This window comes from Bacillus timonensis, from assembly GCF_004799755.1.
In the GTDB taxonomy this organism is placed as follows: Bacteria; Bacillota; Bacilli; order Bacillales; family Bacillaceae_L; genus Ferdinandcohnia; species Ferdinandcohnia timonensis_A.
In genome coordinates this window covers 1-25,804 of sequence record NZ_SLUB01000015.1, presented here as the reverse complement: position 1 = coordinate 25,804, position 25,804 = coordinate 1, and the positions used below count along the sequence as shown (strand labels likewise).

The following is a 25,804-nucleotide window of genomic DNA, read 5'->3' as shown; positions in this document are numbered from 1 at the left end:
GTCGAATTCTCAAAAGATCCGTTTCCATGCTTTAGCAAATTCATTTCCAATAATCGGTATAAGGGATAGCCCAAGAATGAAGAGCCAATCATTCACAGAAAGAAAATGAATTCCAAATACATTGTTGAAAAACGGAATGTAAACAAGTCCGACTTGAATGGCAATACCTAAACAAATCGCGCCGATTAAATATTTGTTTGTTAACAGTCCAATCTTAAAAATAGATTTCTTTGTACTTCTAAGGTTCAAGGAATGAAACAATTGTGAAACACTTAATGTGATAAAAGCCATTGTTTGAGCGTGAACTAATGCATCTGATGTAATGCTGCTATAATCGATTGAAAAGATGGAGCTTGCTCCAGAATAGAAACGCAAACCTTCTACAAATGCAAATAATGTGATAAACCCAATGAGCAACCCATTTAATACGGTGAAGCTTCCATTTCCCTTTGCAAAAATACTTTCCTTTGGATTACGTGGTTTTTCTTTCATTACGTCTGGATCATCAGGGTCCATCCCTAATGCAATCGCTGGAAGGGTATCTGTAATCAGATTCACCCAAAGAATTTGTACGGCTGTAAGTGGAGCAGGTAAGCCAAGTAATATACCAATGAATAAAGCTGTAATTTCTCCAAGGTTACAAGAGAGTAAGAATAAGATAGATTTTTTGATATTTTGATAGATATTTCTGCCATGCTCTACTGCCGATACAATCGTGGCGAAATTATCATCAGTAAGGATGATATCTGCAGCTCCTTTTGCGACGTCCGTGCCGGTAATCCCCATTGCAACTCCCACATCTGCCTGTTTTAATGACGGAGCATCATTTACACCATCACCAGTCATGGAGGCAATGTGACCATTTTCCTTGAATGCTTTTACAATTCGTACCTTATGTTCAGGAGAAACCCGCGCAAATACGCGAACATTTTTTACCTTCTCTTGAAGCTCTGTATCACTAAGCTCATGTAATTCCTGGCCCGTCATCGTCTGTGCTTCATCCTTAGCAATTCCTAGTTCAGAGGCGATTGCCAATGCTGTCTTTTGATGGTCACCGGTAATCATTACCGTTTGAATACCTGCATCCGTACAATAAGCAATTGATGCTTTGACTTCCTCACGTGGAGGATCGATCATACCGATTAGCCCTAGGAAAATAAACTCTGATTCTAAGCTGCTATCGAGATGGTCATTTTCTGATACATTTTTCATAGCAACAGCTAAAACACGTAAGGCCTTGTCAGACATTTTTTCTGATGCTTCCTGAATACCTTTCTTCACGTCATCTGTAAACGGTATAACATTCCCATTCCTATAAAAAGCTGTTAGCCTTGGCAATATGCTTTCCAAAGCTCCTTTAGTAAACGAAACTAAGCTTTCATTTTCCCTATGTACAGTCGTCATCATTTTTCGATCGGAATCAAAGGGAAGTTCGAAAATTCGTTCGAACGTCTTTTCAAGTTCCTCTTTTTGCAAACCACTATTCAATCCGGCCTGAACAAGGGCAATTTCCGTTGGATCTCCTGTACTTTGATCACCTGAAACTTGGGCATCATTACATAAAGTAATCCCATGAAAAAATGGGTGGCTCTGTGCAAATTCTGCTGGGATGTCATCAATCTCTTGAAGATGATCATCCATAAATACAGTAGTAGCAGTCATTTTGTTTTGCGTAAGCGTCCCTGTTTTGTCAGAGCAAATTACACTGACAGCACCAAGGGTTTCCACGGTAGGAAGCTTGCGAACGATCGCATGGTGCTTAATCATTCGTCCTACACCCATGGCAAGCACAATCGTTACAATAGCAAGGAGACCCTCTGGAATAGCAGCAACCGCCAAACTAACAGCAATAAGGAACATGTCCAACGGTTCTCTACCTTGAAAGAAACCGATTAAAAAGATAACGATTGAAACTAAGATTGCTCCTATCCCTAAAAATTTACCAAGTTCATCTAATTTCTTTTGGAGTGGTGTAGTTTCCTTTTGTTGCTGTCCAAGCATTCCAGCAATCTTTCCGATTTCTGTATCCATTCCAGTATGTACAACAACGCCTATTCCTCTTCCATAGGTTGCAAGTGTTGTCATAGAAGCCATATTTTTTTGGTCTCCAATTGAAGCTTCTTGATTGGTTATTAAGGATCCATCTTTTTCAACTGGAACAGATTCACCTGTTAATGCAGACTCTTCGATTTGTAAATTTGCTGTTTCCACAAGACGTAAATCAGCCGGAACATAGCGTCCAGCGTCTAAAATGATGATATCGCCCGGGACAATTTCCTCAGATGGAACTTCTCTTAGGTTTCCATTCCTTTTGACTACTGCCTTTGGGGTGGACATCTTCTTTAGTTCTTCTAAAGCTTTTTCAGCCTTTGACTCTTGAACAACTCCGATAACTGCATTGAGCAGGATGACAATGAAAATAATGGCAGCATCAGTGATTTCACCAACAAAAGCTGAAATGACGGCTGCAGCAATAAGGATGTAGATTAACATGCTATTAATTTGATCCCAGAACATTTTTAAAATCGAAACTTTTTTATGCTCGTCAAAGGAATTAGGACCAAACCTTTGAAGTCTTTCCACGGCTTCACTTTCATCTAGGCCTTTTTCAATATTGGTAGATAGTTCTGTTTCTACTTCGGTTATTGTTTTTTTATACCATTGTGACATTTACATCACTTCTTTCTAAAAAATGACTTCTTCTATTAAAAATATATGGGAGTGCTTACAAAAATTATATCATCCTAAAAATAAAAGTTTGTGAGTTTTCTTCGACATTTCTAAAATATGGATAGGACAGGAATTACATGTTCGACAAATTTTTTGATACAATTAGAGGATAAGAATGAACGAATTCACTCTCTTAGGAGGTTAAAATATGTCTCTACAATTTATACTGGGACGTGCTGGTACTGGGAAATCATATACTTGTCTTGAAGCTATTCGGTCAAAGCTTCTTGACGATCCAACAGGTTTTCCGATTGTGTATTTAGTTCCGGACCAAATGACGTTTCAATCTGAATATGATTTAATCAGTACCCCTGGAATTGGCGGAATGATGAGAGCCCAAGTATTCAGTTTTACGCGTTTGGCATGGCGTGTTCTGCAGGAAACAGGGGGAATGAGCCGTTATCATGTCAATAATGTTGGGGTGAATATGCTCCTTCGTAAAATTATTGATTCCAAAAAGCAGGATCTGAAGATATTCTCACGTGCTGCTGATAAAAATGGGTTCATTACCCAAATGGAAGAAATGGTCGCAGAGTTTAAACGATATTGCGTCACTCCCGAAATCCTAGAAGAACAAAAACAAACCATTGCACCTGAAAACAAAGCACTTTCCGATAAATTACATGACTTACAGCTTTTATATGATGAATTAGAAAAACATTTATTTGAGAAATACGTGGATTCCGAGGATTATTTACGACTTTTAGCAGAAAAGATTCCTCAATCTACCTATATAAAAGAGGCAGAAATTTTAATTGATGGGTTCCACAGCTTTACCCCACAGGAGCTTGAAGTATTAGGTCAACTCATGAAAGTCTCTAAAAAAGTAACGATCGCTTTAACGGTTGATAAAGCTTACGATGTTCCACCGCATGATTTAAGCCTATTCCGAATGACTGGAAAAACCTATCAATCTATTATCCAATATGCGAATGAAAATGGGATTAAGATCGAAGAGCCGATTTTGTTAACTGAGCAGCATCGGTATTCCTCAGAACCTTCGTTAGCCCATTTAGAACGTTATTTTGACGAAAGACCAACTGTTCCATATCATGGTCAGGCATCGATTACGTTAAGCCAAGCGGTGAATCGGCGTGCTGAAATTGAAGGAATTGCACGTGAGATTCAAACATTAGCAAGAGATAAAAACTATCGATATCGTGATATCGCAATTATGATACGTAATGCTGGTGATTATCATGAAATCATTGAAACCATTTTTCAGGATTATCACATTCCATTTTTCATTGACCAAAAGCGTTCGATGTTAAATCATCCGTTAATTGAACTGATTCGTTCAAGTCTTGAGGTTGTTAACAGCAATTGGCGATATGAATCTGTATTTCGTTGTGTCAAAACAGATCTTTTATATCCATTTGGTCAAGAAATTTCCACACTCCGAGAAGATATGGACAAGCTTGAAAACTATGTGCTTGAATACGGGATTCAGGGCTATAAATGGACTAATGGTGAACGCTGGAAGTATAAGCGCGTAAGGGGATTAGAGGATTCAGACCTGCCGCAAACAGATAAAGAACGTGAATACGAGCACAAGCTTAACGAGCTTCGTACGATGATTGTAGAACCATTAGTTGTTCTCGGGAAACGACTTCAAAAGGCGAAGGATGGTAGGACCATGTGTGAGGCGCTCTTCCTATATTTAGAGGAGCTTGAAATCCCAGCAAAAATGGAAGAGATGAAGCTGAATGCAGAGCTTGCCGGAAGGCTTTCAGAAGCTAGGGAAAACGACCAAGTATGGAATGCTGTTTTAGAACTGCTTGATCAATATGTTGAAATTATTGGTGACGAAAAAGTGTCGCTAACGATGTTCAGTAATATGATTGAAACAGGACTAGAGAGCATGAGATTTGCGCTTGTGCCACCGGCAATTGACCAGGTGCTTGTGGCAAGCTTGGAGCGTTCTCGGTTTTCAAACATCAAATGTACCTTTATTATTGGCGCGAATGATGGTGTCTTACCTGCCCGCCCGAATGAAGAAGGTGTATTTTCTGAATCAGACCGTGAAGCCCTTGGAGTTGCAGGACTACAATTAGCACCAGGAAGTAGGGAAACATTATTAGATGAAAATTTCCTGATTTATTGTGCACTAACAAGCTCCGAGGAGGCTTTATATATTAGCTATCCACTGGCAAATGAAGAAGGAAAATCACTTCTTCCATCACCCATTATTAAGCGCCTAAAGGATATTTTTCCAAGTGTACAAGAAAAATTTTACATGAATGAGCCATCAGAGCTCTCAGCAAACGAGCAGTTAGAATATATCGTTAATCCCGATGTCGCCTTATCTTCTTTGGCTACACAATTACAGTCATGGAAAAAGCAGTATCCAATTCAGGATTTATGGTGGGATGTTTATAACTATTTCGCCAATCACGATGTAATGAAATACAAGAGTCAGCTTGTATTAAGCAGTTTGTTTTATAAAAACAAACCGAAAAATCTATCAAAAGAAATAACAGAAGCCCTATACGGCGATCATATTCAAGGTAGTGTATCACGGATGGAAGTCTTCCAAGGCTGTCCTTTCTCTCACTTTGCTAGCTATGGGTTGCAGCTAAAAGAGCGCAAAGTATTTCGCTTGGAATCACCAGACATCGGTGATTTATTCCACGCCGCCCTTAAGAAAATTGCTGATTCTTTACGAATCAATGGGATTGACTGGCGTGATCTAACAAAAGAACAATGTGATAAGCTTGCTGCACAAGCGGTGGAAGAATTAGCACCAAGATTACAGAAGGAAATTTTATTGAGCTCAAATCGCTATCACTATATCATGCATAAGCTTCAAAAAATTATTAGCCGTGCATCGAAAATCTTAAGTGACCATGCGAAAGCAAGTGGCTTTGCTCCAGTAGGGATTGAGCTAGGCTTTGGTAAGAAGGGACCACTTCCACCGATTCGATTTAATTTAGATAATGGAAGCACAATGGAGCTCGTGGGTCGAATCGACAGGGTTGATAAAGCAGAAAGCTCAAAAGGTGTACTGTTACGAGTGATTGACTATAAATCAAGTGAAAAGGCACTCAATCTTTCAGAAGTATACTATGGGCTCGCCCTGCAAATGTTAACTTATTTGGATGTGATTATTACACATTCTAAGGATTGGATTGGAACGACTGCAAAACCAGCAGGTGTTCTTTATTTCCATATCCATGACCCATTGATTCATTCAAATAAAGTGCTTCCTGAGGATAAAATTGAAGAGGAAATTTTTAAGAAATTTAAAATGAAGGGACTCCTATTAGGAGACGAGGAATCGGTTCGTCTAATGGACCAATCGCTTGGAACAGGATACTCTCAAATTGTCTCGGCTGCGATCAAGAAAGACGGTAGCTTTTATTCTAATTCACAGGTGGCAAGCGAGGAAGAACTTGGTTACCTTCGCAATCATGTGCGTGGCGTCTTTAAAAACACCGGTAACCGGATTACAAATGGTGAAATTGATATTGCCCCATATAAACTTAAGGATAAAACACCATGTACGTTCTGTTCGTTCAAATCTGTTTGTCAGTTTGACCAAAGCTTAGAAGAAAATAACTATCGAGTTCTAGCAAATGAAAGCAAAGATGCCATCCTTGAAAAAATTCGGAATGGAGGTGTGAAAATTCATGACTAATCTCATACCAAAGCCAGAAGGAAGTCAGTGGACTGATGATCAGTGGAAAGCCATTGTCTCAAGTGGGCAAGATATTTTAGTTGCAGCAGCTGCAGGGTCGGGTAAAACAGCAGTACTTGTAGAACGGATTATCCGTAAAATTTTATCGGATCAACATCCTGTCGATGTTGACCGTTTGCTCGTTGTGACGTTTACTAATGCGTCTGCAGCAGAAATGCGCAATCGAATCGGAGAAGCATTGGAAAAAGCATTAAAAGAAGATCCAGCTTCTCTTCATATTAGACGTCAACTTAGCTTGCTTAATCGAGCTTCTATCTCTACTATTCACTCTTTCTGTTTAGAAGTCATTCGAAAATTTTATTATATAATTGATATTGACCCAGGCTTTCGAATTGCTGATTCTACAGAAGCTGAACTTTTACGTGATGAAGTAATGGAAGAGTTATTTGAAGAACATTACAGCAATCTTGAAAACACAACATTTTTTGATTTAGTTGACCGCTTTACAAATGATAGAACCGATGTTGAATTACAAAATATGATTCGGAAACTATATGAATTTTCACGAGCTCATCCAACACCTAATGAATGGCTGAAGCAAATTGTAGAGGATTACCGAGTGGATGATCAAACATTGGATCAAACACCCTATATTCCATATTTATTAGCCGATATTTCACTTCAGCTTGAAGGTGCAAAAGCCAATTTAGAACAGGCGATGGAATTCATTCGAATGCCTGGTGGACCAGCCCCTCGAGCAGAAAATATTGAAGCAGACCTGGAACAAATAAACCGACTTTTACATGCAAAGAATCACTCCTGGACGGCACTCTACCATGAAATGCAAACTCTTGTCTTTAGTAGAGCAAAGCCTGTTAAGGGTGACGAGTATGATGAATATCTAAAGGACCAGGTAACAAAATTAAGAGATGACGCGAAAAAGCTGGTTGAAAAAATAAAAGAAGATTTGTTCAGTCGAACTCCGGAAAGCTATATAGACAATATTAAAGAAATGCAGCCTTCGATTGAATTGCTGGTTCAGCTTGTGATTGAATTTGGCGAGAGATTTCAGAAGGTGAAAGAAGAAAAAGGACTTGTTGACTTTTCAGATTTAGAGCATTATTGTCTGGAAATTCTTCGTAAAGAAGACCCGTCTGACGAGCTTGTCCCATCCGAAGCAGCCCTTCAATATCGACTTCAGTTTGAAGAAGCATTTGTGGATGAATATCAGGATACGAATATGGTGCAGGAATCGATCTTAAAACTAGTAACAAAAGACGGGGAAGCAACTGGAAATATGTTCATGGTTGGAGATGTGAAGCAGTCGATTTATCGCTTCCGTCTGGCGGAACCGATGTTATTTTTAAGTAAATACAAACGGTTTACCCCCTCTGGGGAAAATACAGGATTAAGAATTGATTTATCGAAGAACTTCCGTAGTCGAGCTGAGGTCTTGGATGGAACGAATTATTTGTTTAAACAAATTATGGGAGAAGCTGTTGGTGAAATTGAATATGACGATGATGCGGAATTAAAGCTAGGAGCTGCTTATCCCGAAAGTAATCAAATGGCTGCAGAATTAGTGTTAATTGATAAAAATGGACAGGAAACCGAAAGCTATAAAGCAGATGAAGAATCAGAAGATGAGGAGAGCATCGTCCTATTTGATGAGGCGGAACTAGAAACAGCCCAGCTTGAAGCGCGAGCGATGGCAAAGCAAATCAAGGATATGATTTCTACCGGATTCCAAGTGTTTGACCGTAAAGAAAATCGAATGAAAAGCATTACGTATCGTGATATTGTCATTCTGATGCGCTCGATGCCATGGGCTCCGCAACTTATGGAGGAGTTTAAACAGCAAGGAATTCCGATTTATGCGGATCTTTCAACAGGCTATTTTGATGCAACTGAAGTCGCGATTATGATGTCCTTGTTGAAGGTGATTGATAATCCATTCCAGGATATTCCGCTTACATCTGTTTTACGTTCACCAATTGTTGGACTTGAAGCGGATGAGTTGGCTAAAATCCGAACCTATGAAAAAAATAGCCCTTACTACGAGGCGTTGAAGGTATTCTTGGAGGAAGCATCTTCAGATGATGCTACACATGATAAGGTAGCTGAATTTTATCATAAGTTAGAAAGCTGGCGTACTCGAGCGAGAACAGGTTCCTTATCAGAATTGATTTGGCAACTATACCGAGAGACTTATTTTTATGATTTTGTTGGGGGCATGCCAGGAGGGAAGCAACGACAGGCAAACCTTCGTGCACTCTATGACCGTGCCCGACAGTATGAAGCGACTTCCTTTAGAGGTTTATTCCGTTTCTTGCGTTTCATCGAAAGAATGCAAGATCGCGGTGATGATTTAGGTACGGCAAGGGCACTTGGGGAACAAGAGGATGTTGTTCGCCTCATGACCATTCATAAAAGTAAAGGACTTGAATTCCCAGTTGTGTTTGTTGCGGGACTTTCAAAGCAATTTAATATGATGGATTTAAATAAAAAGTATTTGTTAGACAAAGAGCTTGGATTTGGAACAAAATATGTAAATCCAAGACTTCGGGTAACGTATCCCACTCTTCCAATGCTTGCCATTAAGAAAAAAATGCACCTTGAACTGATTTCTGAAGAAATGCGTGTTTTATATGTTGCACTGACGAGAGCAAAGGAAAAGCTTTATCTAGTAGGTACTGTAAAGGATTTAGGTAAGCAACTTGGTAAATGGCAGGCCACACTTCAAAATAAAGAATGGTTGATTGCTGACCATACAAGAGCTGGAGCTAAATCATATTTGGATTGGATTGGCCCCGGCTTGATTAGACATAGGGATGCTGAATTACTTCGTGGAGATGAATCAGTCGACGGGCTTCCTGCCGATATTGTTAATCACCCAGCAAAATGGGAGATTCGGACAATCCCGGCTGTGGAATTACAAAAAATTGAGGTTGGAGAAGAAAGCAAGCATGAACAAATGGAGGCTGCACTAAAGGAAGGAAAACCAATTCCGGTTAGTAGTGATGCATCTGATCAAATTGAACATCAATTAACATGGCAATACCCATATAAATCTGCGGCAAATAAGCGTTCAAAACAGTCTGTCTCAGAGATAAAAAGACAACGAGAGAACAGGGATGAACATAGTGATGTGGCTTTTCTTCCTCGTTTCAGAGCTGCAAGTGCAGATCGTCCACGATTTATGCAGCAAAAATCATTAACACCTGCTGAACGTGGGACCGCAATGCATATGGTGATGCAACATGTTAATTTCAGTGAACCAATTAACGAAGATTCCCTTCGCGAACAAATTCAAAAAATGGTTCATCATGAATTGTTAACGCAAGAACAGGCAGATGTTATCGATGTAGCAAGTATTCTGGGATTTTTTGAATCCGGGATTGCGCAGCGCATGATAGAGGCTAAAAGTGTAAGACGAGAGGTTCCTTTTAGTGTTGCCATTCCTGCAGTTGAAGCCTATGCAGATTGGTCTGATGAACAACAGGAACATGTCCTCATTCAAGGGGTTATTGACTGTATTTTTGAGGATGAAAAAGGAATTGTTCTGATTGACTATAAAACGGACACCATTACAGGTAAGTTTAGAAGCTTTGAAGATGCAAAGCCTGAACTAGAAGACCGCTATCGCGTCCAGCTTGAATTATACAGTAAGGCAATCGAATATATATGGAGAAAACCACTAAATGAAAGATATTTATACTTTTTCGATGGTGGGCATTTGTTAGAGGTGTAAGTGGGAAGTACTGCTCATATTAAGGGCAGTACTTTTTTTCGCGTTCTAGGATATTATAAAATTTTTCGTTGTGGATTCTTCTTAATAAGTGTATCCAAGTCCAGCTCCAGCGCCTAGACCCTCGAGGTCATAAGCCAATCTGTCAAGAAGGATAAAAGGCATCCTTCTAGCTAGCTTTTCTTATGCTTGTCGGACTTGCACAGGAAGTGCTGACATCGACGTTTGCCACAGGACGTGGCAGTAGTTAGTCGATGTTCCACTTCCAAGGCGCTTGCGCTTTTGTTTTTTAATTTCCAGTTAACATTATCAATCTCAGACCACCTCCTATGTTAAAATAATAATACTAGATTTCGGTAAAGGAAGGGGAGTTTCAAATGAGAATTCTTCATACTGCGGATTGGCATTTAGGTCGATCCCTTGAGGGAAGAAGTAGATTAGAAGAACAAGCGCAATTTTTGGACGAGCTTGTAAAAATTGTCGAAGAAGAAAAAATCGATGTTGTTTTAATGGCAGGTGATGCATTTGATACAGTGAATCCACCGGCAGCAGCTGAAAGCTTATTTTACGAAAGTATCGCCCGTTTAGCTAATGGTGGCAAACGACCTGTATCGATTATCGCAGGAAACCATGATAACCCAGACCGCCTGTCTGCAGCCTCACCACTTGCTCAAAAACAAGGAATTCAACTACTTGGCTTGCCGACAATTGATGTCCAGACCATCTATGTTCCTACAACAAATGAAACTCTTAAACTAGCAGCTTTACCATATCCATCTGAGTCACGTTTAGCCGAAGTGTTATCAGATTCCCATGAAGAATTAATACTTCGCGATAAATATGACCAACGCATCCAAGGAATCTTTGAAGAAATGAGTAAAGCTTTTACACCGGAAACCATTAATATCGCAATGAGCCATATTTATGTAACAGGTGGAAGTAGCTCAGATTCTGAGCGACCAATTGAGGTTGGTGGGGCTTACACGGTAGCTGCTACTAGTCTCCCGGAAGCAGCACAATACGTAGCGTTAGGGCATCTACACCGTCCGCAAATGGTCTCCAGAGCGAAAACGATGGCGAGATATTCAGGTTCTCCATTAGCGTACAGTTTTTCTGAAGCAGGGTACGCGAAATCTGTAACGATTTTAGACGCGAAACCTAACCAGCCCATTGAAATGTCTGAGGTGTTTTTATCAAGTGGAAAACCACTTGTAAGATGGAAAGCGAAAGAGGGGTTAGCTCAAGTCTATACTTGGCTTGATGAAGGTAAGGATGCGAATGCATGGATTGACCTTGAAATTCACGTGACAAACGCCCTTTCAATCGAAGAGATTCATCGATTACGAAAGCATCATAGTGGTCTCATTCATATTCGCCCTGTTTTTGAAGAGCTTGAAAAAGAAAGAGCAGAGCGGATAGTGAATACAAATACCCCTATAGATGAACTTTTTGTTCGCTTTTATGAAAAACAAACAGGCGGTGCGAAACCAGAACCAGAACTTACGAAATTATTTTTAGAGCTGATTTCTGATGATGTAGACGAGGATGGTGACGAAGCATGAAACCTATCACATTAACAGTAGCGGGACTTCATAGCTTCCGCGAAAAACAAACGGTTGATTTTGGTTCCCTTTGTGAAGGTGGAGTATTTGGGATTTTTGGACCGACAGGAAGTGGTAAATCGTCCATTCTTGATGCGATGACTCTTGCCTTATATGGCAAAGTCGAGCGCGCATCCAATAATACGCACGGAATATTAAATCATGCAGAAAATCTGCTTTACGTTTCTTTTACATTTGAGCTAGAAAACGCCAAAGGAGCAAAGCGTTATACCATAGAGCGCAGCTTTAAACGCCAGGATGAATTAAAGCTTAAATCATCTGTAAGTCGAATTATTGAAGTGGGTGAGGAATCGGTAGTTCTTGCTGATAAAATTGGTGAAGTCAATCAATGTGTCCAGGATCTCTTAGGGCTAACGATTGATGACTTTACGAGAGCAGTCGTCTTACCACAAGGAAAGTTTGCTGAGTTTTTATCACTAAAGGGTGCAGACCGCAGACAAATGCTCCAACGCTTATTCAATCTTGAACAATATGGAGACAAGCTAAATAAAAAATTAAAGAATAAGCTAACCACAGCAAAAAGTGAGTTAAACGAAGTAGCAGCTGAACAAGCAGGTCTAGGGGATGCATCAACAGAAGCAATCAAAAGTGCGGAGCAAGAACTAAAAAATGCAGAGATACTTCTGGAAAAACGACAAAATGAGGTCAACAAGATTGATGCTGATTTTGAAAAAAGTAAGAGTATTTGGCAGTGGCAATTAGAAAAAAGTGAGCTATTAAAAAAATCGGTTGAAATCGAGCAAAAGAAACCATATATCCTTCATCTTGAACAAACAGTGAAGAATGCCGAAACAGCTGCTCTTATCCTTCCGTATTTAGAGGAATACGAGTCTGCAAAACAAGCATTAGACAAAGCAACCATACGTTATCAGTCTTTACAAAATCAATTAAAAACCAAAAAGCAAGAAAATGAAGCAAAGGCAACTAATTATCATCATGCTCGTCAGGAAAAGACGGAAAAATTACCATATTACGTAACAAAAAAACAACAGCTGACTGATGCTAAGGTCATTCAGGAAAAAGCAATTGTTCTAGAAGGAGAAGCGAATGGGCTCCAAGCTAAGCTGAATAGCTTACAATCACTAGTACGTGAAAAACAAAAGATAATTGAAGCTATTACTGCATCCATAACGGATGATACAGAGAAACAAAGGGATCGAAGAGAAAAGCTATCGAAATTAACTGTTACAGCAGAAGTACGGGACGAGCTCCAGAAAGCCAATCAACTGAAGCAGACGATCCTATTTTCTAAGTCAAATATAAACGAGCAAAAAAAAGAGCTTGAAAATAGTCAAATACAACTTGAACAATTAGAGAAAATACTGAACTCACAAAATGAGGTGCTCAACCAGGCTAAACATAGAATGGAAGTGCTGTTTTTAAAGAATGCATCCAAGTATGAAGCTGTTTGTGATTCTGAAAGAGATAGTGAAAAGCTTATTGCTTTTGCTGAGGCTAAACTTTCTATGCTTAAGCAAAAACTGGAGGATAATCGGAAAATGAATCTTGCTATTCAACTTGCGGATAAGCTTGAAACCGGAGAGCCATGTCCAGTTTGCGGTTCTACCCATCATCCGAATCCTGTATCTAGTCTTGAAGATCATGGAGATGAAATCGCAGCGCAAATCGAAAAACTCAGCAATGATATAACCATTGTAAGGGAGCTAAAACAAGAATTTTCAACACTCAAACTTAAGCTCGAGCAAATCTCTGGGGGACTTATCGGGGAATACCCTGGGGAAATGAATGCTCCTATCCAAGCTAAGAAGACAGTTAGTGATGATGAGTTTGAAGATGTGGATGGAAAGCTTCAAGCGCTTGTTGTTGAACAAAAATCATTGCAACAAGATTATTTAAAGCTTCAAGAAATGGGTAGAAAAGTCATTCAAGACCTTCGTGCATCATTAAAACAAGTGAACCAGCTTGAACAGACAAAGGAAATCAATACAAAAACCTTTAATGAGCTTACGTCTCGAGTTTTAAACTTACAGGAAAAAACGAAAGAACAGTACTTGCACTGGAAACAATCCTTTCCACAGCTTGATTTTGAAACAATCGAATCAAAGCTGGAAGACATCTCAAAAAATGACAAGTTGGCGCAAAGTCTTTCTGTTGAAATTGAAAATAGCACCACTTTACTTGAACAAAAAGAACAAGAAAAACAAAAGCATCAACATGAAAGCAATGAGCTTGAACGTCAAATTGTTGAAGTCAATTCTACATTAAAAAGTAAACTTGAAGCTTTATCTGAAGCACGTGAAAAACTTTTAAGAGAAATTGGAGACAACAACATCCCTCAGTTATTAGTTGAAACGGAACAAATGATAAAGCAGCTTGAGGACAACGAATCAAGAGCTTACGAAGCTTGGCAAAAGGTCCAAGGGGAATGTCAAAAACTTGAAAACGAAACCCATGCGGCCTTGCAAGCATTTCAGGACGGGAAAAGCAGAAGTGAAAAAGCTACAAGTAAATGGGCTGAGAGACTTGAATCAACAAGCTTTTTACAAAGTTCGGATGTAATGGAATCGGTACTTTCAAAACATGAGCAAGAGGAGCTTGGTTCACAAATTGAGCGATATTGGGATCGCCACAAGCAAGTACAAACCGATTTGCAAAAAGTAAATGATCTCCTAAAAGGTGAAGAACTAACACAAGAAAAATGGGACGAAATCCAAAGGGTTCGTACGGAAATGAAAGAGATGCTTAATCAAGCGGTTGAAGCGAAGGGAGCAGCTGTAAATGCCCTTCAGGTGCTGTTAGAAAAACATGAGCGATTCAACGAGCTTGAAAAACGACGAAACGAGCTTGAACAGTCAGTGGAGCAATTTAACAAGCTTCAATCCGTTTTTAAAGGGAATAGTTTCGTAGAGTTTATTGCAGAGGAACAGCTTGTTCAAGTAAGTCTTGACGCAACAGAGCGTCTTGGCATTCTTACTAGACAGCGCTATGCTGTTGAGGTGGATTCACAGGGTGGATTTATTATGAGGGATGATGCAAATGGTGGGGTTAGACGTCCTGTTACAACACTTTCCGGTGGAGAAACCTTCTTAACATCATTGGCGTTGGCACTATCCCTGTCCGCTCAAATCCAGCTAAGGGGTGAATATCCGTTACAATTCTTCTTCTTAGATGAAGGATTTGGTACATTGGATGCAGACCTTTTAGATACGGTTGTGTCAGCTCTTGAAAAATTACATTCAAAACAATTAGCGGTAGGTGTTATTAGTCACGTCCAGGAATTAAGGGCTAGGTTGCCTAAACGCTTAATCGTGGAACCAGCTGAACCATCAGGTAGAGGTACGCTTGTAAGATTAGAAACATTATAAAATGTAAAAAGGCCGTGTTTCGGCCTTTTTATTTTTACGCATTATTTTTCATTAATTGATCTGCGAAATCTTCGTCATTTGTATTTGTGGAGTTTAATCCATTATTGGTACAAATAAAATCTCCAGTATTAAATGATCCTGACCCTGAGTAGGTCTTTGCTGTATCTTTAGGTGAAACATAGAAGGAGTCACCGAAATTAACGACTCCACCACCGACATTCACAATTTTTATAGGTCCAACAATAGAAGGCATATAGCGTCATCCTTTAAAAAACATTTTCATGCTATTACTTTATGTGAAAATACAAAATTAGTGAACTATCTTTCAATGGTCTGATGTTCTAATAACTTTCGAATATGTTTTACTTTAGATTTTGACTCTATCTCAACAGTTGATCCAATCTGGAGTACAGATGAAGAGGAAATCCCTAGTATTCTAACAGTATTGACTTTGATAACAGGATTTTGATGGAAGATATTCATCGTTATTTTGTCTTCAATTGTAACCTTGGGGAGCTCCCTTTTAAAAAAAGGAAATGCAGAAAGACTTCCTTCATTTGAAAAAAATAGTGGGACTTCTTTTTGAAAAGCAAGTGCTTGCGAAAAAGGAGCAATTCTTCGAGAATCACCAACCTCTACTATACTACTAAACAGAACAGTATTTATCCGAATATAGTCTACTACCGATAGTCTTTTCAATGTACATCAACTCTCTGGGGCTAGCGGAACAAATGGTCCAATGATTAAAGATTCAGGTGGAGTGTCAAAAGCAGAAGTCATAGAAATGGTTTGTGCATCTCCAATAATAAAAACAGCCGATGTTGAAACACCGACAATATCAATATGTCCAACTTGTAATTCCTTATTTACAACCGTAAAGTTCACGTCTCATTCTCCCTTTTCGTGTTTTTTGGCAAATTTTGAATATATCCAGTAACTGAATTTTTGATGTCGTTTTTAATATGGCTGATAATGTTTTGGTACACTTCCGCTTCTCTTGATGGGTTTTGTAACTCTCCATGATATTGACCTAGATAATGGACAATTCGGTCAGGAATTTGTTTCTGAATATCCTCAATGATAAAGCCTGAGTGTCCTTCTTCTAGAACCGTTCTTTCCTGGTTTGCAATTCCTTCAATAAGTACCGGACCTTCATTTGATAAATACTCATCTATATTGTCTTGTATCTCACCAAGTATTTCTTTATGGACATGCCGAATATCCGGAATGTTCATTTTTCCTTGAGCTACGGAGAAGTCCTCAACTGGTTCCCCATTTAATGGATTTAAACCAATGTTTAAAGTTCCTTCTAGAGTTTCAACTTTTAGTTGATCAAATTTATATTCAACTTTCTCAATATGGGTGGATGGTTGCTTTTTTATTTCTCCTATTTCCGTTTGAAGTTGTTGAAGGGATTGCTCTAATTGATTAATCCGTACGTTTTGTTGTTGGATATACTGATAAAGATTCTGAATATATGAGGAAGACACACAATGATAATAAGGATACATAGCATTCACCCTTTCTAAAACTCTGTTATAGATTACTTTATGCAGATAAGAACGATTGGGTGAATGCCCATTATCTTACTCCTGTTGCACCAATTACAGGGGCTACTCCTGCTGTTCCTGATGCGCCAGCTAATGGGACAGCAGGTGCTTCTAGCAAATTTTGTTCTGTAATTTGTGGTGCTGGTTTAGTAAAACCACCTGTATTATGCAGATGTGCAGATGGCCGAATAATGCCCGCACTTCCAATCTGTAAGACCGATGAGTTTGCAACACTCCCGACTCTTAACGTTTGTATACAAATACTTTGATTTATATAAAAATTCATTTACGTATACCCCCTTAGGCGTTTCCAATATTGACACTATCGATTGTATCCACATCATATGAGTTGGTTACACTCTGATTATTAAAGATACGAAGTCCATTCCCGGTATTGAAAGAGCCAGCTCCAGCGAATGTTTTGGCAGTAGAAACAGGGGCAATTTGAAAAACATCCCCTACATTCATTACACTGCTATTCCCAATGCTATTTATTTTTATTGCTCCAACAATTGCTGGCATATTGAACACCCTTTTAAAAAATCAAATTAAAAAATATACGAAATAGTAAGTTGCTACATGTAGATGCGATTACGATATTCTATGATAAACACCCAGAAGGTGTGATTTCGAGTGTGAGGGAATAACGTGTTAATTCGATTTTTGGAATATAATTCTAGAGATTTCTAGACGCTTCTCTTATAATCGAATATAGGAAAATTAAAGGAGTTATACGAATGAATAATGAACGATTAACACCTGTAATGGGTGCGGAGCGCATTCAGTCGCTTGATGTTATAAGGGGGCTGGCAATATTCGGTATTTTTTTCGTGAATATGCCTTCGTTTTTTTCACCAATTTTGTATGTAAGCCCTAAAGACTGGTGGAGTGGGGAATTGAATCAATGGACAAATAGTTTTGTTGACATTTTTGCACAAGCAAGCTTTTATACCCTATTTTCGTTTCTTTTCGGGTTTGGGATGATTCTATTTAAGGAAAGAGCACTAGCCAAAGGGTATTCTTTTTATCCGTTGATCACAAGAAGATTAATTGTGCTATTACTGTTCGGGTGTTTACACGCTTTTTTTGTGTGGCATGGGGATATTTTAATTACATATGCATTTGTCGGAGTCATTTTTCTATTGTTTCATAAGGCAAAACCAATCACGTTACTTATTTGGGCTTTAGTCCTTATTTTCGTACCCAATCTATTTCTTGGGGGTATGATGTTTCTAGCTGTCATGTTCGAACCAGAATTAAGTGCCATTATGTTTAATGAACAACTTGCTCAAAAATCAGCAGAAATTTATGCTACAGGCGGATTCTGGGAAATTACGATTCAAAGAATCCAAGATTGGTACTATGTTAATAATGCAGGGAGCATTTTTATCTTAGTCATTACATTGTTACCGATGTTTCTTCTAGGTGCTTTTATTGCAAAGAAAAAGTGGCTGGAAGGCCGTGATAAGGATATAAAAAAAGTAAAAATCTTATGGCTGATTTCACTAGCTATCGGGGTTCCCATGAAATTGCTTCCATATTATACGTCTAAAAATGCAGCAACTGATTATTTACAGGATACGATAGGCGGTCCTGGGACTGCCGTACTATATGCAACATCTATTGTCCTGTTAATGAGATTACCAGTTTGGAGGAAACTGCTTTCACCGCTCGCATTAGTTGGACGACTTTCTTTGAGTAATTATTTATTCCAATCGATTGTATGTACGCTCTTGTTTTACGGCTATGGTTTTGGATTGTATGGAAAAGTGGAGCTGTATACGGGGTTCCTTCTTACGATTGTAATTTTTATTATCCAAATCGTGTTAAGCTATCTATGGTTAAATAAATTCAGATTTGGTCCATTCGAATGGATTTGGAGAACATTCACATATGCCCAAAAGGTAGAAATAAGAAAAAAGGCTATTCGCGAATAATGCGAATAGTCTTTTCTAATTCACCATTTTTAATTTTTTCTGTTTGGTTTTTTGATAAATATTCAATAATTGGTCTAACTCTTGACTACACTTTACTGTCTCCCTAGCAGTAAAGCCATGCCGATCAGCTAAAACTGTCATTTTACGGCGCTTTAATTCAATAGCAATTTTCAACATGAACATTTTCATTTCTCCATTTTTTTAGTACATTTTCTATACATTCATTAGACTAAAGTAGTATATACAAGGCTTGTACTACTATTATACCTGCCTTTACAGACAATAAAACAGGTTCGCTAAAACCTCTTATAAAGTTACAAAATAATACAAAGTTCTACAAAATGTTAATAGAGGAAAAAGGACAACAAAAGTAGAATTAAATAAAGGATTAAATAAGAGGTGATGATGATAATGAGGTTTGTAACTGCCGAAAAGAATGGAAAACAATTTATTGGGATGGTTAACGAAGCACTTGACCAAGTATTTGATCTAAAAGCTATTGAAGTGCAAATGAATAGTTCATCCAGCATACCAGAAACAATGATTGAAGCTATTTCACAAGGTGAAGTATTTCTTGAGAGGGTGTCTCATATTACGGAGTGGGCTCTTCTACACCCTGATGCAGAAGGCATATTTCCGATTGAGGATATTACATTAAAGGCACCCATTCCAAAACCTAGTAAGAATATTTTTTGTGTTGGCAAAAATTATGCGGACCATGTGATTGAAATGGGAACTGCAAAGGATATTCCTGAGCATGTCATGATGTTCACAAAGGCGCCAACGACAGTTGTAGGGCCAAATGAAGTCGTTATGAGTCATAAAAATATTACAGAGCAGCTAGATTACGAAGGGGAATTAGCCGTTGTAATCGGTAAAGAAGGTCGTGGTATTTCAGAAAGTGAAGCATTAGAGTATGTGTATGGGTATACGATCGTAAACGATATTACAGCTCGCGACATCCAGTCAAGACATAAACAATTTTTCCTTGGGAAAAGCTTAGACACCACTTGTCCAATGGGACCCATGTTGGTGCATAAATCGTTGATTCCCAATCCTAGTCAATTATCAGTAACAACTAAAGTTAATGAAGAAGTACGCCAAGCTGGTAACACAAGCCAGTTTATATTCTCAATTCAAAAAATAATTTCAGTGATCTCCCAAGGAATGACTTTAGAGCCTGGTGACATTATTGCTACAGGTACTCCAGCAGGAGTAGGAAAAGGCTTTAACCCACCACGATTTCTAAAGGCTGGAGATGTGATTGAAATTACCATTGATGGCCTAGGAACATTGAGAAATAAAATTGAGGATTAAAAGGAACAATGCGACACAAAAATGACATATTTACTATGTGAATAGTGGAAAAGGGCTGATTGAATCTTTTTTTTTTCATCATAAACATGCTATGATAACCATGAATGAAAAAGAAAAAGGAGGAAGTAGTACATGACATACAATACTCATGCACATATTACTTCTTGGGCAGTTGCTATTATTCTATTTGTTGTAGCAGCAACAATCCTAAACAAGGCCGGCAAAGAAAAATCCCAAAAAATTGTTAAAATGATCTTGCGTTTATTTTATCTATTCATTTTAGCGACAGGTCTGCTACTTTTATTTGGTGGAGTAGAAATCGACGGTGAATACATAGGTAAAGCAATACTAGGGGTGCTAACAATCGGATTTATGGAAATGATTTTAGCACGTTCTAGTAAACAAAAATCAACTGGATTATTCTGGGGATTGTTCATTGTTGTCTTGATCTTAACAATTGGATTAGGAATGAAACTTCCGTTAGGTATTTGGAGATTCTAAACGTTTTGTGAAAAAGCTGCCATTTAAGGTGGCTTTTTCACTTTTTTCTGTGTTTTTCGACAAGAAATTATGCTATCTTTATGAATATACATCCTTCATGAGTGAAAAAAGAGTGGTGAATCTCGTATTGAGAACAAATAGCTTTGTATATAAACAGTTGAAAGATATCACTGAATTAATCGAGCAAAACCAACTTACTATCGAAAAAAATAAAAAAATAGAAGCTGCTTATGAAAAGAAAGCAGAGGAAAAAGTTGCATGGTTAGCCTATTATGATGCAGAAACTGGTTTGCCGAATCGTTTGCATTTTACAAATCAAGTAGAGGACTTTGTTAAGCGTTTTTCAAAGAAAAAGAAGCATCATAAATTAGCAGTGTTATTTATCGACCTAGACCGATTTAAAATGATTAATGATACAGTTGGTCATTATGCGGGAGATATAATTCTAAAGCAACTTGCCAAACGAATTCAAGGACTGCTCCCCAAAAAGAGTTTTCTTGCAAGATTTAGTGGTGATAAATTTACAATCCTTATAACCGAGGAAGTTGAAGTTGAAAAAATTGCCGACCTTGGACAGACATTATTGCATGGTATCACTAAACCAATTATGTACGAAGCACGTGAGTTCTTTTTAACTGGAAGTATAGGAATTAGTTTCTATCCTAATGATGGAATTACGACAGAGTTATTATTTAAGCATGCCGATACAGCAATGAACCTTGCAAAACAGCTTGGCGGCAACAAAATGAAATTCTACTCAACAGAAATGAATCAGCAAGTATTATATAGACTTGAGCTTGAAGGCTATTTGCGAAAAGCGCTTGAGAAAGATGAGTTTCACATATGCTTCCAACCGTTGATTGATTTAGCGTCTGGAGAAGTATATGGCAGTGAAGCATTAATCAGATGGGAGCATCCAAAGCTTGGACTCGTATCACCTGGTGAATTTATACCTCTTGCAGAGGAAACGGGGCTAATCCATGAGATAGGGAAATGGGTCTTAAAAAAGGCTTGTCAAGAGAATAAGAAATGGCATGATATGGGATATGATTATTTAACCATTTCTGTTAATGTATCAGCAGACCAGTTCCAGCAAATTAGCTTTATTGATGTGGTCAAAGAGGTGTTAGATGAAACGGGGCTACCTCCTCAATATTTAACCCTCGAGCTTACTGAAGGCGTGATGCTTAGAAACATTACCCATAGTGTCATTGTTATGAAGGAACTGCAAAAGCTTGGTGTAAAGGTATCAATTGATGACTTTGGTACAGGCTATTCATCATTAAGCTATTTAAAGGATTTGCCAATCAATACGTTAAAAATTGACCGGTCTTTTATTAATAATCTCAAAGTTAATACGACTGATATCGCGATTGTGAAGGCTATCATTACGATGGGGCACGGACTTTCGGTAAAAGTGGTTGCTGAAGGGGTTGAAACAGATGAGCAAATAGCGTTGCTTAAGGAATTACAATGCCATTATGCTCAAGGTTTCTACATCGATCGGCCGATGAAAAGTGAAGAGTTTGAAAAAGGATTAGCAAAGCTTAAAGCATTGTAAGGATAAGGGGCTGTTCGCTTGGGAACGCCCCTAATTTTATTTGCATAATGTAGAAAGAATTGCCCTTTTTCCATTCGCTAGTGTAAATTCAAATCGATCCTTCTTTAGTTTTCCACGAGAAAAATGATGGTGAACAGACAAAAGCAATTCCGTATTATCAAATAAGATAAAATTGACACCTTCATTTTCTCTATTCTCTTCTTGAAACATTAATTGATTATGACAATGGATACAATCATATAGTGAAAACGAAAGTTTATTTAAAGTTGATGTAAAACGAATAAACTGGTCCTCTGTAAAACCTTCTAGCCATTCCTTATACGCCAAGGTTAATTTTTTTCGAAAACGAAGGCAATCTCCATTATCGAGCTTATAAAAATATCCATTCATCTGAATTAAACCATCTTCTACAAAAATGCCTTTTTCCCATTTATTTAGAGTGAATACTTCTACTTCCTTCCCAATCATTTCTTCAAGCATTGAAGCCTCGTCTGTTTCGGCTTCGAAGAAAATCCATTGGTCATTTATGCATTCTGTCGTACCGGTTATAAAAGAACGTTTTTGTTCAGTTATGCTGCCTAGACGTTGTTGTAAATCCAAAGCAAATCCTCCATCCATAGCTGTTTATTTGTAAGTAGTTTGTATCCTCTTTTTAGACAAAAGTAGGAGAATTTATAACTAAGACTTTTTAGTGAGATGTTACCCTGATTTTAGGGGGAAATTGACAACAAAAAAACAGCCTGAACTTTTTCAGGCTGTAATGTCTGCATTTTCAACTGGTGAAACAAATGACTTTTTCTCCCATGCCCGTGAACGCCATCGCCACAGCATGACGATACCACGGATCCATTCATCGACAATAAAAGAAATCCACACTCCAACCAATCCGAGTTCAAAGTGAATGCCAAGTACATATGCAATCGGCACACAAATTCCCCACATTGAGAGGATTCCCATGTACACCGGCAATTTTACATCTCCCGCGGCTCTTAATGCATTTATAAGGACAAGGTTAAATGCACGCCCAGGTTCAAGAATGATGGTTAAAAGGATAAGGACACCACCTGTTTTTATGATGGCTTGATTATCTGTGAAAATGGATAAAAGGGGTTCTTTAAAGAATGAAAAAACAATCGCCATTGCCGCTGAAATAAAAATGGCGAGCTTTAAGCTTTTTAGCGCTCTTTTATAAGCGTGATTTATTTGACGGGCTCCAATCATTTGCCCAACTAAAATTTGTGTTCCTTGGCTTATGGCAATACTAAATAGGAAGATGAACATCATTAAATTTTGTGCGTATACCTTTGTCGTAAGTGCCTGCGTTCCCATAATTGTAATAAAATACGTGATGATCATTTGGGAGGAGTTGTAAGAAAGCTGTTCTCCGGCAGAAGGTATTCCAATTTTAAGCAGATTTTGCAGATGTATTCTCGGTAAACGAAAAATCTTTTTAAAATGGAGCCCATGTTTTACTCGTCTTATTAATAGATAGGAGATGACCAATAAGCCAATCAATCTACTAAAAGAGGTTGATATCGCAACTCCTTCAACCCCGAGAACTGGTAAACCAAATGGACCAAAGATAAAAATGTAATTCCCAATGACATTAAGGATGTTCATACCGATTGTGACGTACATCGTATCCCGAGTAAAACCATAGCTTCGGATGACTGCTCCAATTGTCATAATTAATGCTTGGAGAAACGAGAATAAACCTACGATTTTAAGGTAACTATCCGCTTCGTCTAATAATTCAGTTGGCAAATCCATTAAAAGCAGGAGGTCTTTGCTCCATACAAAAACAATAAGACTCAAAATAAGACCAAACACAAAGTTGGTAAAAATAGAAACGACTGCAACTTCAGCAGCACTTTTTTCATTATTAGCACCAAAATGCTGGGCAACAAGAACGGCTGTACCGGTTGCAACGAATCCAAACATGACGATGATTAATGATAAGATTTGGTTTGATACCCCGACTGCTGCAACAGAATTATCGGAGTACATACTTAGCATTAAGGTATCTGCATTCCCCATTAGCATATGTAACAGCAATTCAATAAAAATGGGCCATGTGAGAGCAAACAACGTTAATTTTTTTGTATGGATAGAAGTATCCAAGCTGTCAACCCCTCTTATTCCGTAATGAAAAACTATATTAGTTTATCACAGAATGTGGTAAGAAAGAATAGTCATTTTACACAAAAAAGAAAACGGTATAAATATGTACAAAATATGAACAAACTCCTGTACTATTTGACTTTTAAGAAGGGATAAGGTTACTTTAAAGAGTGAGATTACTAGGAGGATTGGAGTTACGTGATGAAGAAAAAGATATATATGCTGGCTATACTGATTCCGTTATTACTGTTGGCATCCCCTCCAGCTTTTGCTGAGGACACTCAAACAATAGCGGAAGAAAGCATTTATTACATAGTGGTTGACCGTTTTAATAATGCAGACAGTTCAAATGATTCTGCTGTGGACCTTTCGAATCCTACATCTTATCATGGGGGAGACCTTAAAGGAGTCATGAGTCGGCTTGATTACCTGAAGGACATGGGGTTTACAACGATTTTATTATCACCTATATTTGAAAATGAAACCGATACATTTTATCCGTATGTGGTAAAGGACAGAAGTGTCATCAATAAGCATTATGGAACATCTGAGGATGTAAAACAGCTCGTGAAAGCGGCGCATGACAAGGGAATAAAAGTGATTCTTGACCTAGGCATCAGTTCAAATGATGGTCCTTTAAATGATGAGTTTATTGAAGATGCGAAGTCATGGGTACAAGAGGCAGACATTGATGGATATAAACTTGACCTTGTTGATAGTGTTTCAGCTGATTTGATCACGGCATTATCAACGGAACTGAAAGTGGTAAAAGCCAATTTTCGCTTGATTGGACAATCTTCAGGGGTTGATAACCTTGGTGAGCTTGAAACTAAGGGACTCGATTCCGTTTTTAATACCATGCCATACGAAGGGATCACTAGTTTTAGTGTTCCAGATCAACCTTTTAAAGATATTGAAAAAACATGGGAACAAGCTAAACAGTTTGAAAATCCGAATTCCATGATTAATTTCTTTGATAATCCAAATACGGTACGATTCACTCATCTTGCTACAGAAGCGAATGAACATCCTGCACCACGCATTAAGTCGGCATTAACGTATTTGTATACTACACCGGGAATTCCAACCATTTTCTATGGAACAGAAATCGCCTTAAACGGAACTGAGCCACCGGACAACCTCGGTTTAATGGACTTTCGAACAGACAAAGAGCTAGTTGATTATATTACATTGCTCTCTAAAATTAGGTCAGGTGTACCTGCTCTCACAAAAGGTTCAATCGAATTAGTTAAAAATGATGCAGGTTTGCTTGTTTTTAAGCGAGAATATGAAGGGGAAAAAGCTTTTGTGGCAATTAATAATACAACGAAAACACAGAGCTTTACCTTAACGACTGACCAGGTTGGAGAGGACAAGGAGCTAACTGGACTAATTACGGAGGACCTTGTTCGAGCAACTGACGATGAATTTCATCTTGTTGTAAATCGCGATATTTCGGAAGTGTTTGTTGCTCGAGACACGACAAAAATAAATTATACATTGTTCGTTTCCGTCTTCATCATACCGATTTTGATGATTGGCTTTATTTATCTAAGTAAAAGAAGACATGGAAATAAGAAGCCTGAATAGAAATAGCATCATCCTGCGTGGATGATGCCATTTTTTTTTTGTATGTTTTGAAAACCCCTGGCTATGCCGGGGGTTCCATAGAGCTTATAGCGTGGTATTAAAAAAAAGCCTCACTTCGTGATAAGATATAGTTGGTTTCCCGACCACTACATCAAATATACGAA

The 25,804-nt window shown here is 38.3% G+C and carries 19 protein-coding genes; 9 read left to right on the top strand and 10 right to left on the bottom strand.

The features are described from left to right. Positions 1-9: 9 nt before the first annotated feature. The gene (locus E1I69_RS10440; RefSeq protein ID WP_136379555.1) at positions 10-2,670 is read right to left on the bottom strand and encodes a cation-translocating P-type ATPase; all 2,661 of its coding nucleotides are present in this window, start codon (positions 2,668-2,670) and stop codon (positions 10-12) included. 208 nt (positions 2,671-2,878) lie between these two features. On the opposite strand from E1I69_RS10440, the gene addB reads away from it, so the two are divergent. The 4 genes from addB to E1I69_RS10420 all read left to right on the top strand — a co-directional run bounded on the left by addB (position 2,879) and on the right by E1I69_RS10420 (position 15,063). Further along, the gene (addB, locus tag E1I69_RS10435; RefSeq protein ID WP_136379554.1) at positions 2,879-6,367 is read left to right on the top strand and encodes a helicase-exonuclease AddAB subunit AddB; all 3,489 of its coding nucleotides are present in this window, start codon (positions 2,879-2,881) and stop codon (positions 6,365-6,367) included. Continuing rightward, positions 6,360-10,118 (top strand): helicase-exonuclease AddAB subunit AddA, encoded by a 3,759-nt coding sequence (addA, locus tag E1I69_RS10430; RefSeq protein WP_136379553.1) that lies wholly within the window; start codon positions 6,360-6,362, stop codon positions 10,116-10,118. The genes addB and addA overlap by 8 nt, the downstream gene beginning before the upstream one ends. A 374-nt stretch (positions 10,119-10,492) precedes the next feature. Next, positions 10,493-11,677: an exonuclease SbcCD subunit D gene (locus E1I69_RS10425; protein WP_136379552.1), complete on the top strand. Its 1,185-nt coding sequence runs from the start codon at positions 10,493-10,495 to the stop codon at positions 11,675-11,677. Then, positions 11,674-15,063, top strand: a complete 3,390-nt coding sequence (locus tag E1I69_RS10420) for an SbcC/MukB-like Walker B domain-containing protein (protein ID WP_136379551.1) — start codon at positions 11,674-11,676, stop codon at positions 15,061-15,063. The genes E1I69_RS10425 and E1I69_RS10420 overlap by 4 nt, the downstream gene beginning before the upstream one ends. 34 nt (positions 15,064-15,097) lie before the next feature. Here the strand turns inward: E1I69_RS10420 and E1I69_RS10415 are convergent, their stop codons facing one another. The 6 genes from E1I69_RS10415 to E1I69_RS10390 form a co-directional block, all read right to left on the bottom strand. Continuing rightward, entirely contained in the window at positions 15,098-15,316 is a 219-nt protein-coding gene (locus E1I69_RS10415; RefSeq protein WP_136379550.1) for a spore germination protein, read from the bottom strand. A gap of 65 nt (positions 15,317-15,381) precedes the next feature. Further along, positions 15,382-15,762: a spore germination protein GerPE gene (locus E1I69_RS10410; RefSeq protein ID WP_136379549.1), complete on the bottom strand. Its 381-nt coding sequence runs from the start codon at positions 15,760-15,762 to the stop codon at positions 15,382-15,384. A 6-nt stretch (positions 15,763-15,768) separates the two neighbouring features. After that, positions 15,769-15,948 (bottom strand): spore gernimation protein GerPD, encoded by a 180-nt coding sequence (locus tag E1I69_RS10405; protein ID WP_136379548.1) that lies wholly within the window; start codon positions 15,946-15,948, stop codon positions 15,769-15,771. Continuing rightward, positions 15,945-16,574, bottom strand: a complete 630-nt coding sequence (gerPC, locus tag E1I69_RS10400; RefSeq protein ID WP_136379547.1) for a spore germination protein GerPC — start codon at positions 16,572-16,574, stop codon at positions 15,945-15,947. The genes E1I69_RS10405 and gerPC overlap by 4 nt, the downstream gene beginning before the upstream one ends. Before the next feature lie 70 nt (positions 16,575-16,644). Then, positions 16,645-16,899 (bottom strand): spore germination protein GerPB, encoded by a 255-nt coding sequence (locus E1I69_RS10395; protein WP_136379546.1) that lies wholly within the window; start codon positions 16,897-16,899, stop codon positions 16,645-16,647. 14 nt (positions 16,900-16,913) lie between these two features. Continuing rightward, positions 16,914-17,135 (bottom strand): spore germination protein, encoded by a 222-nt coding sequence (locus E1I69_RS10390; RefSeq protein WP_136379545.1) that lies wholly within the window; start codon positions 17,133-17,135, stop codon positions 16,914-16,916. A 215-nt stretch (positions 17,136-17,350) separates the two neighbouring features. Between E1I69_RS10390 and E1I69_RS10385 the strand changes: the two genes are divergently transcribed. Then, on the top strand, positions 17,351-18,550 hold the full coding sequence (locus E1I69_RS10385) for a DUF418 domain-containing protein (RefSeq protein ID WP_136379544.1): 1,200 nt from the start codon (positions 17,351-17,353) through the stop codon (positions 18,548-18,550). A 15-nt stretch (positions 18,551-18,565) separates the two neighbouring features. On the opposite strand, the gene E1I69_RS10380 is transcribed toward E1I69_RS10385, so the two are convergent. Next, positions 18,566-18,733, bottom strand: coding sequence for an aspartyl-phosphate phosphatase Spo0E family protein (locus tag E1I69_RS10380; RefSeq protein ID WP_136379543.1), 168 nt, complete (start codon positions 18,731-18,733; stop codon positions 18,566-18,568). A gap of 228 nt (positions 18,734-18,961) precedes the next feature. Between E1I69_RS10380 and E1I69_RS10375 the strand changes: the two genes are divergently transcribed. The 3 genes from E1I69_RS10375 (at position 18,962) to E1I69_RS10365 (ending at position 21,929) form a co-directional block, all read left to right on the top strand. After that, positions 18,962-19,867: a fumarylacetoacetate hydrolase family protein gene (locus E1I69_RS10375; RefSeq protein WP_136379542.1), complete on the top strand. Its 906-nt coding sequence runs from the start codon at positions 18,962-18,964 to the stop codon at positions 19,865-19,867. A 132-nt stretch (positions 19,868-19,999) separates the two neighbouring features. Further along, the gene (locus tag E1I69_RS10370; protein WP_136379541.1) at positions 20,000-20,368 is read left to right on the top strand and encodes a YisL family protein; all 369 of its coding nucleotides are present in this window, start codon (positions 20,000-20,002) and stop codon (positions 20,366-20,368) included. A gap of 127 nt (positions 20,369-20,495) precedes the next feature. After that, positions 20,496-21,929 (top strand): putative bifunctional diguanylate cyclase/phosphodiesterase, encoded by a 1,434-nt coding sequence (locus E1I69_RS10365; protein ID WP_242634574.1) that lies wholly within the window; start codon positions 20,496-20,498, stop codon positions 21,927-21,929. A gap of 36 nt (positions 21,930-21,965) precedes the next feature. On the opposite strand, the gene E1I69_RS10360 is transcribed toward E1I69_RS10365, so the two are convergent. Further along, positions 21,966-22,529, bottom strand: coding sequence for a DUF2777 domain-containing protein (locus E1I69_RS10360; protein WP_161974877.1), 564 nt, complete (start codon positions 22,527-22,529; stop codon positions 21,966-21,968). Between the two features lie 150 nt (positions 22,530-22,679). After that, positions 22,680-24,050, bottom strand: coding sequence for an MATE family efflux transporter (locus E1I69_RS10355; RefSeq protein WP_136379538.1), 1,371 nt, complete (start codon positions 24,048-24,050; stop codon positions 22,680-22,682). A gap of 201 nt (positions 24,051-24,251) precedes the next feature. Here E1I69_RS10355 and E1I69_RS10350 point away from each other — a divergent pair, with 201 nt between their 5' ends. Then, positions 24,252-25,640: an alpha-amylase family glycosyl hydrolase gene (locus E1I69_RS10350; RefSeq protein WP_136379537.1), complete on the top strand. Its 1,389-nt coding sequence runs from the start codon at positions 24,252-24,254 to the stop codon at positions 25,638-25,640. Positions 25,641-25,804: the final 164 nt, after the last annotated feature.

Excerpts from the sequence above, each read along its gene's own strand:
- E1I69_RS10370 (WP_136379541.1), top strand. The coding sequence starts at position 20,000 with ATGACATACAATACTCATGCACATATTACTTCTTGGGCAGTTGCTATT.
- addB (WP_136379554.1), top strand. The coding sequence starts at position 2,879 with ATGTCTCTACAATTTATACTGGGACGTGCTGGTACTGGGAAATCATAT.
- E1I69_RS10425 (WP_136379552.1), top strand. The coding sequence starts at position 10,493 with ATGAGAATTCTTCATACTGCGGATTGGCATTTAGGTCGATCCCTTGAG.
- E1I69_RS10380 (WP_136379543.1), bottom strand. The coding sequence starts at position 18,733 with ATGTTCATGTTGAAAATTGCTATTGAATTAAAGCGCCGTAAAATGACA.
- gerPC (WP_136379547.1), bottom strand. The coding sequence starts at position 16,574 with ATGTATCCTTATTATCATTGTGTGTCTTCCTCATATATTCAGAATCTT.
- E1I69_RS10440 (WP_136379555.1), bottom strand. The coding sequence starts at position 2,670 with ATGTCACAATGGTATAAAAAAACAATAACCGAAGTAGAAACAGAACTA.
- E1I69_RS10350 (WP_136379537.1), top strand. The coding sequence starts at position 24,252 with ATGAAGAAAAAGATATATATGCTGGCTATACTGATTCCGTTATTACTG.
- E1I69_RS10420 (WP_136379551.1), top strand. The coding sequence starts at position 11,674 with ATGAAACCTATCACATTAACAGTAGCGGGACTTCATAGCTTCCGCGAA.
- addA (WP_136379553.1), top strand. The coding sequence starts at position 6,360 with ATGACTAATCTCATACCAAAGCCAGAAGGAAGTCAGTGGACTGATGAT.
- E1I69_RS10415 (WP_136379550.1), bottom strand. The coding sequence starts at position 15,316 with ATGCCTTCTATTGTTGGACCTATAAAAATTGTGAATGTCGGTGGTGGA.
- E1I69_RS10385 (WP_136379544.1), top strand. The coding sequence starts at position 17,351 with ATGAATAATGAACGATTAACACCTGTAATGGGTGCGGAGCGCATTCAG.
- E1I69_RS10390 (WP_136379545.1), bottom strand. The coding sequence starts at position 17,135 with ATGCCAGCAATTGTTGGAGCAATAAAAATAAATAGCATTGGGAATAGC.
- E1I69_RS10395 (WP_136379546.1), bottom strand. The coding sequence starts at position 16,899 with ATGAATTTTTATATAAATCAAAGTATTTGTATACAAACGTTAAGAGTC.
- E1I69_RS10375 (WP_136379542.1), top strand. The coding sequence starts at position 18,962 with ATGAGGTTTGTAACTGCCGAAAAGAATGGAAAACAATTTATTGGGATG.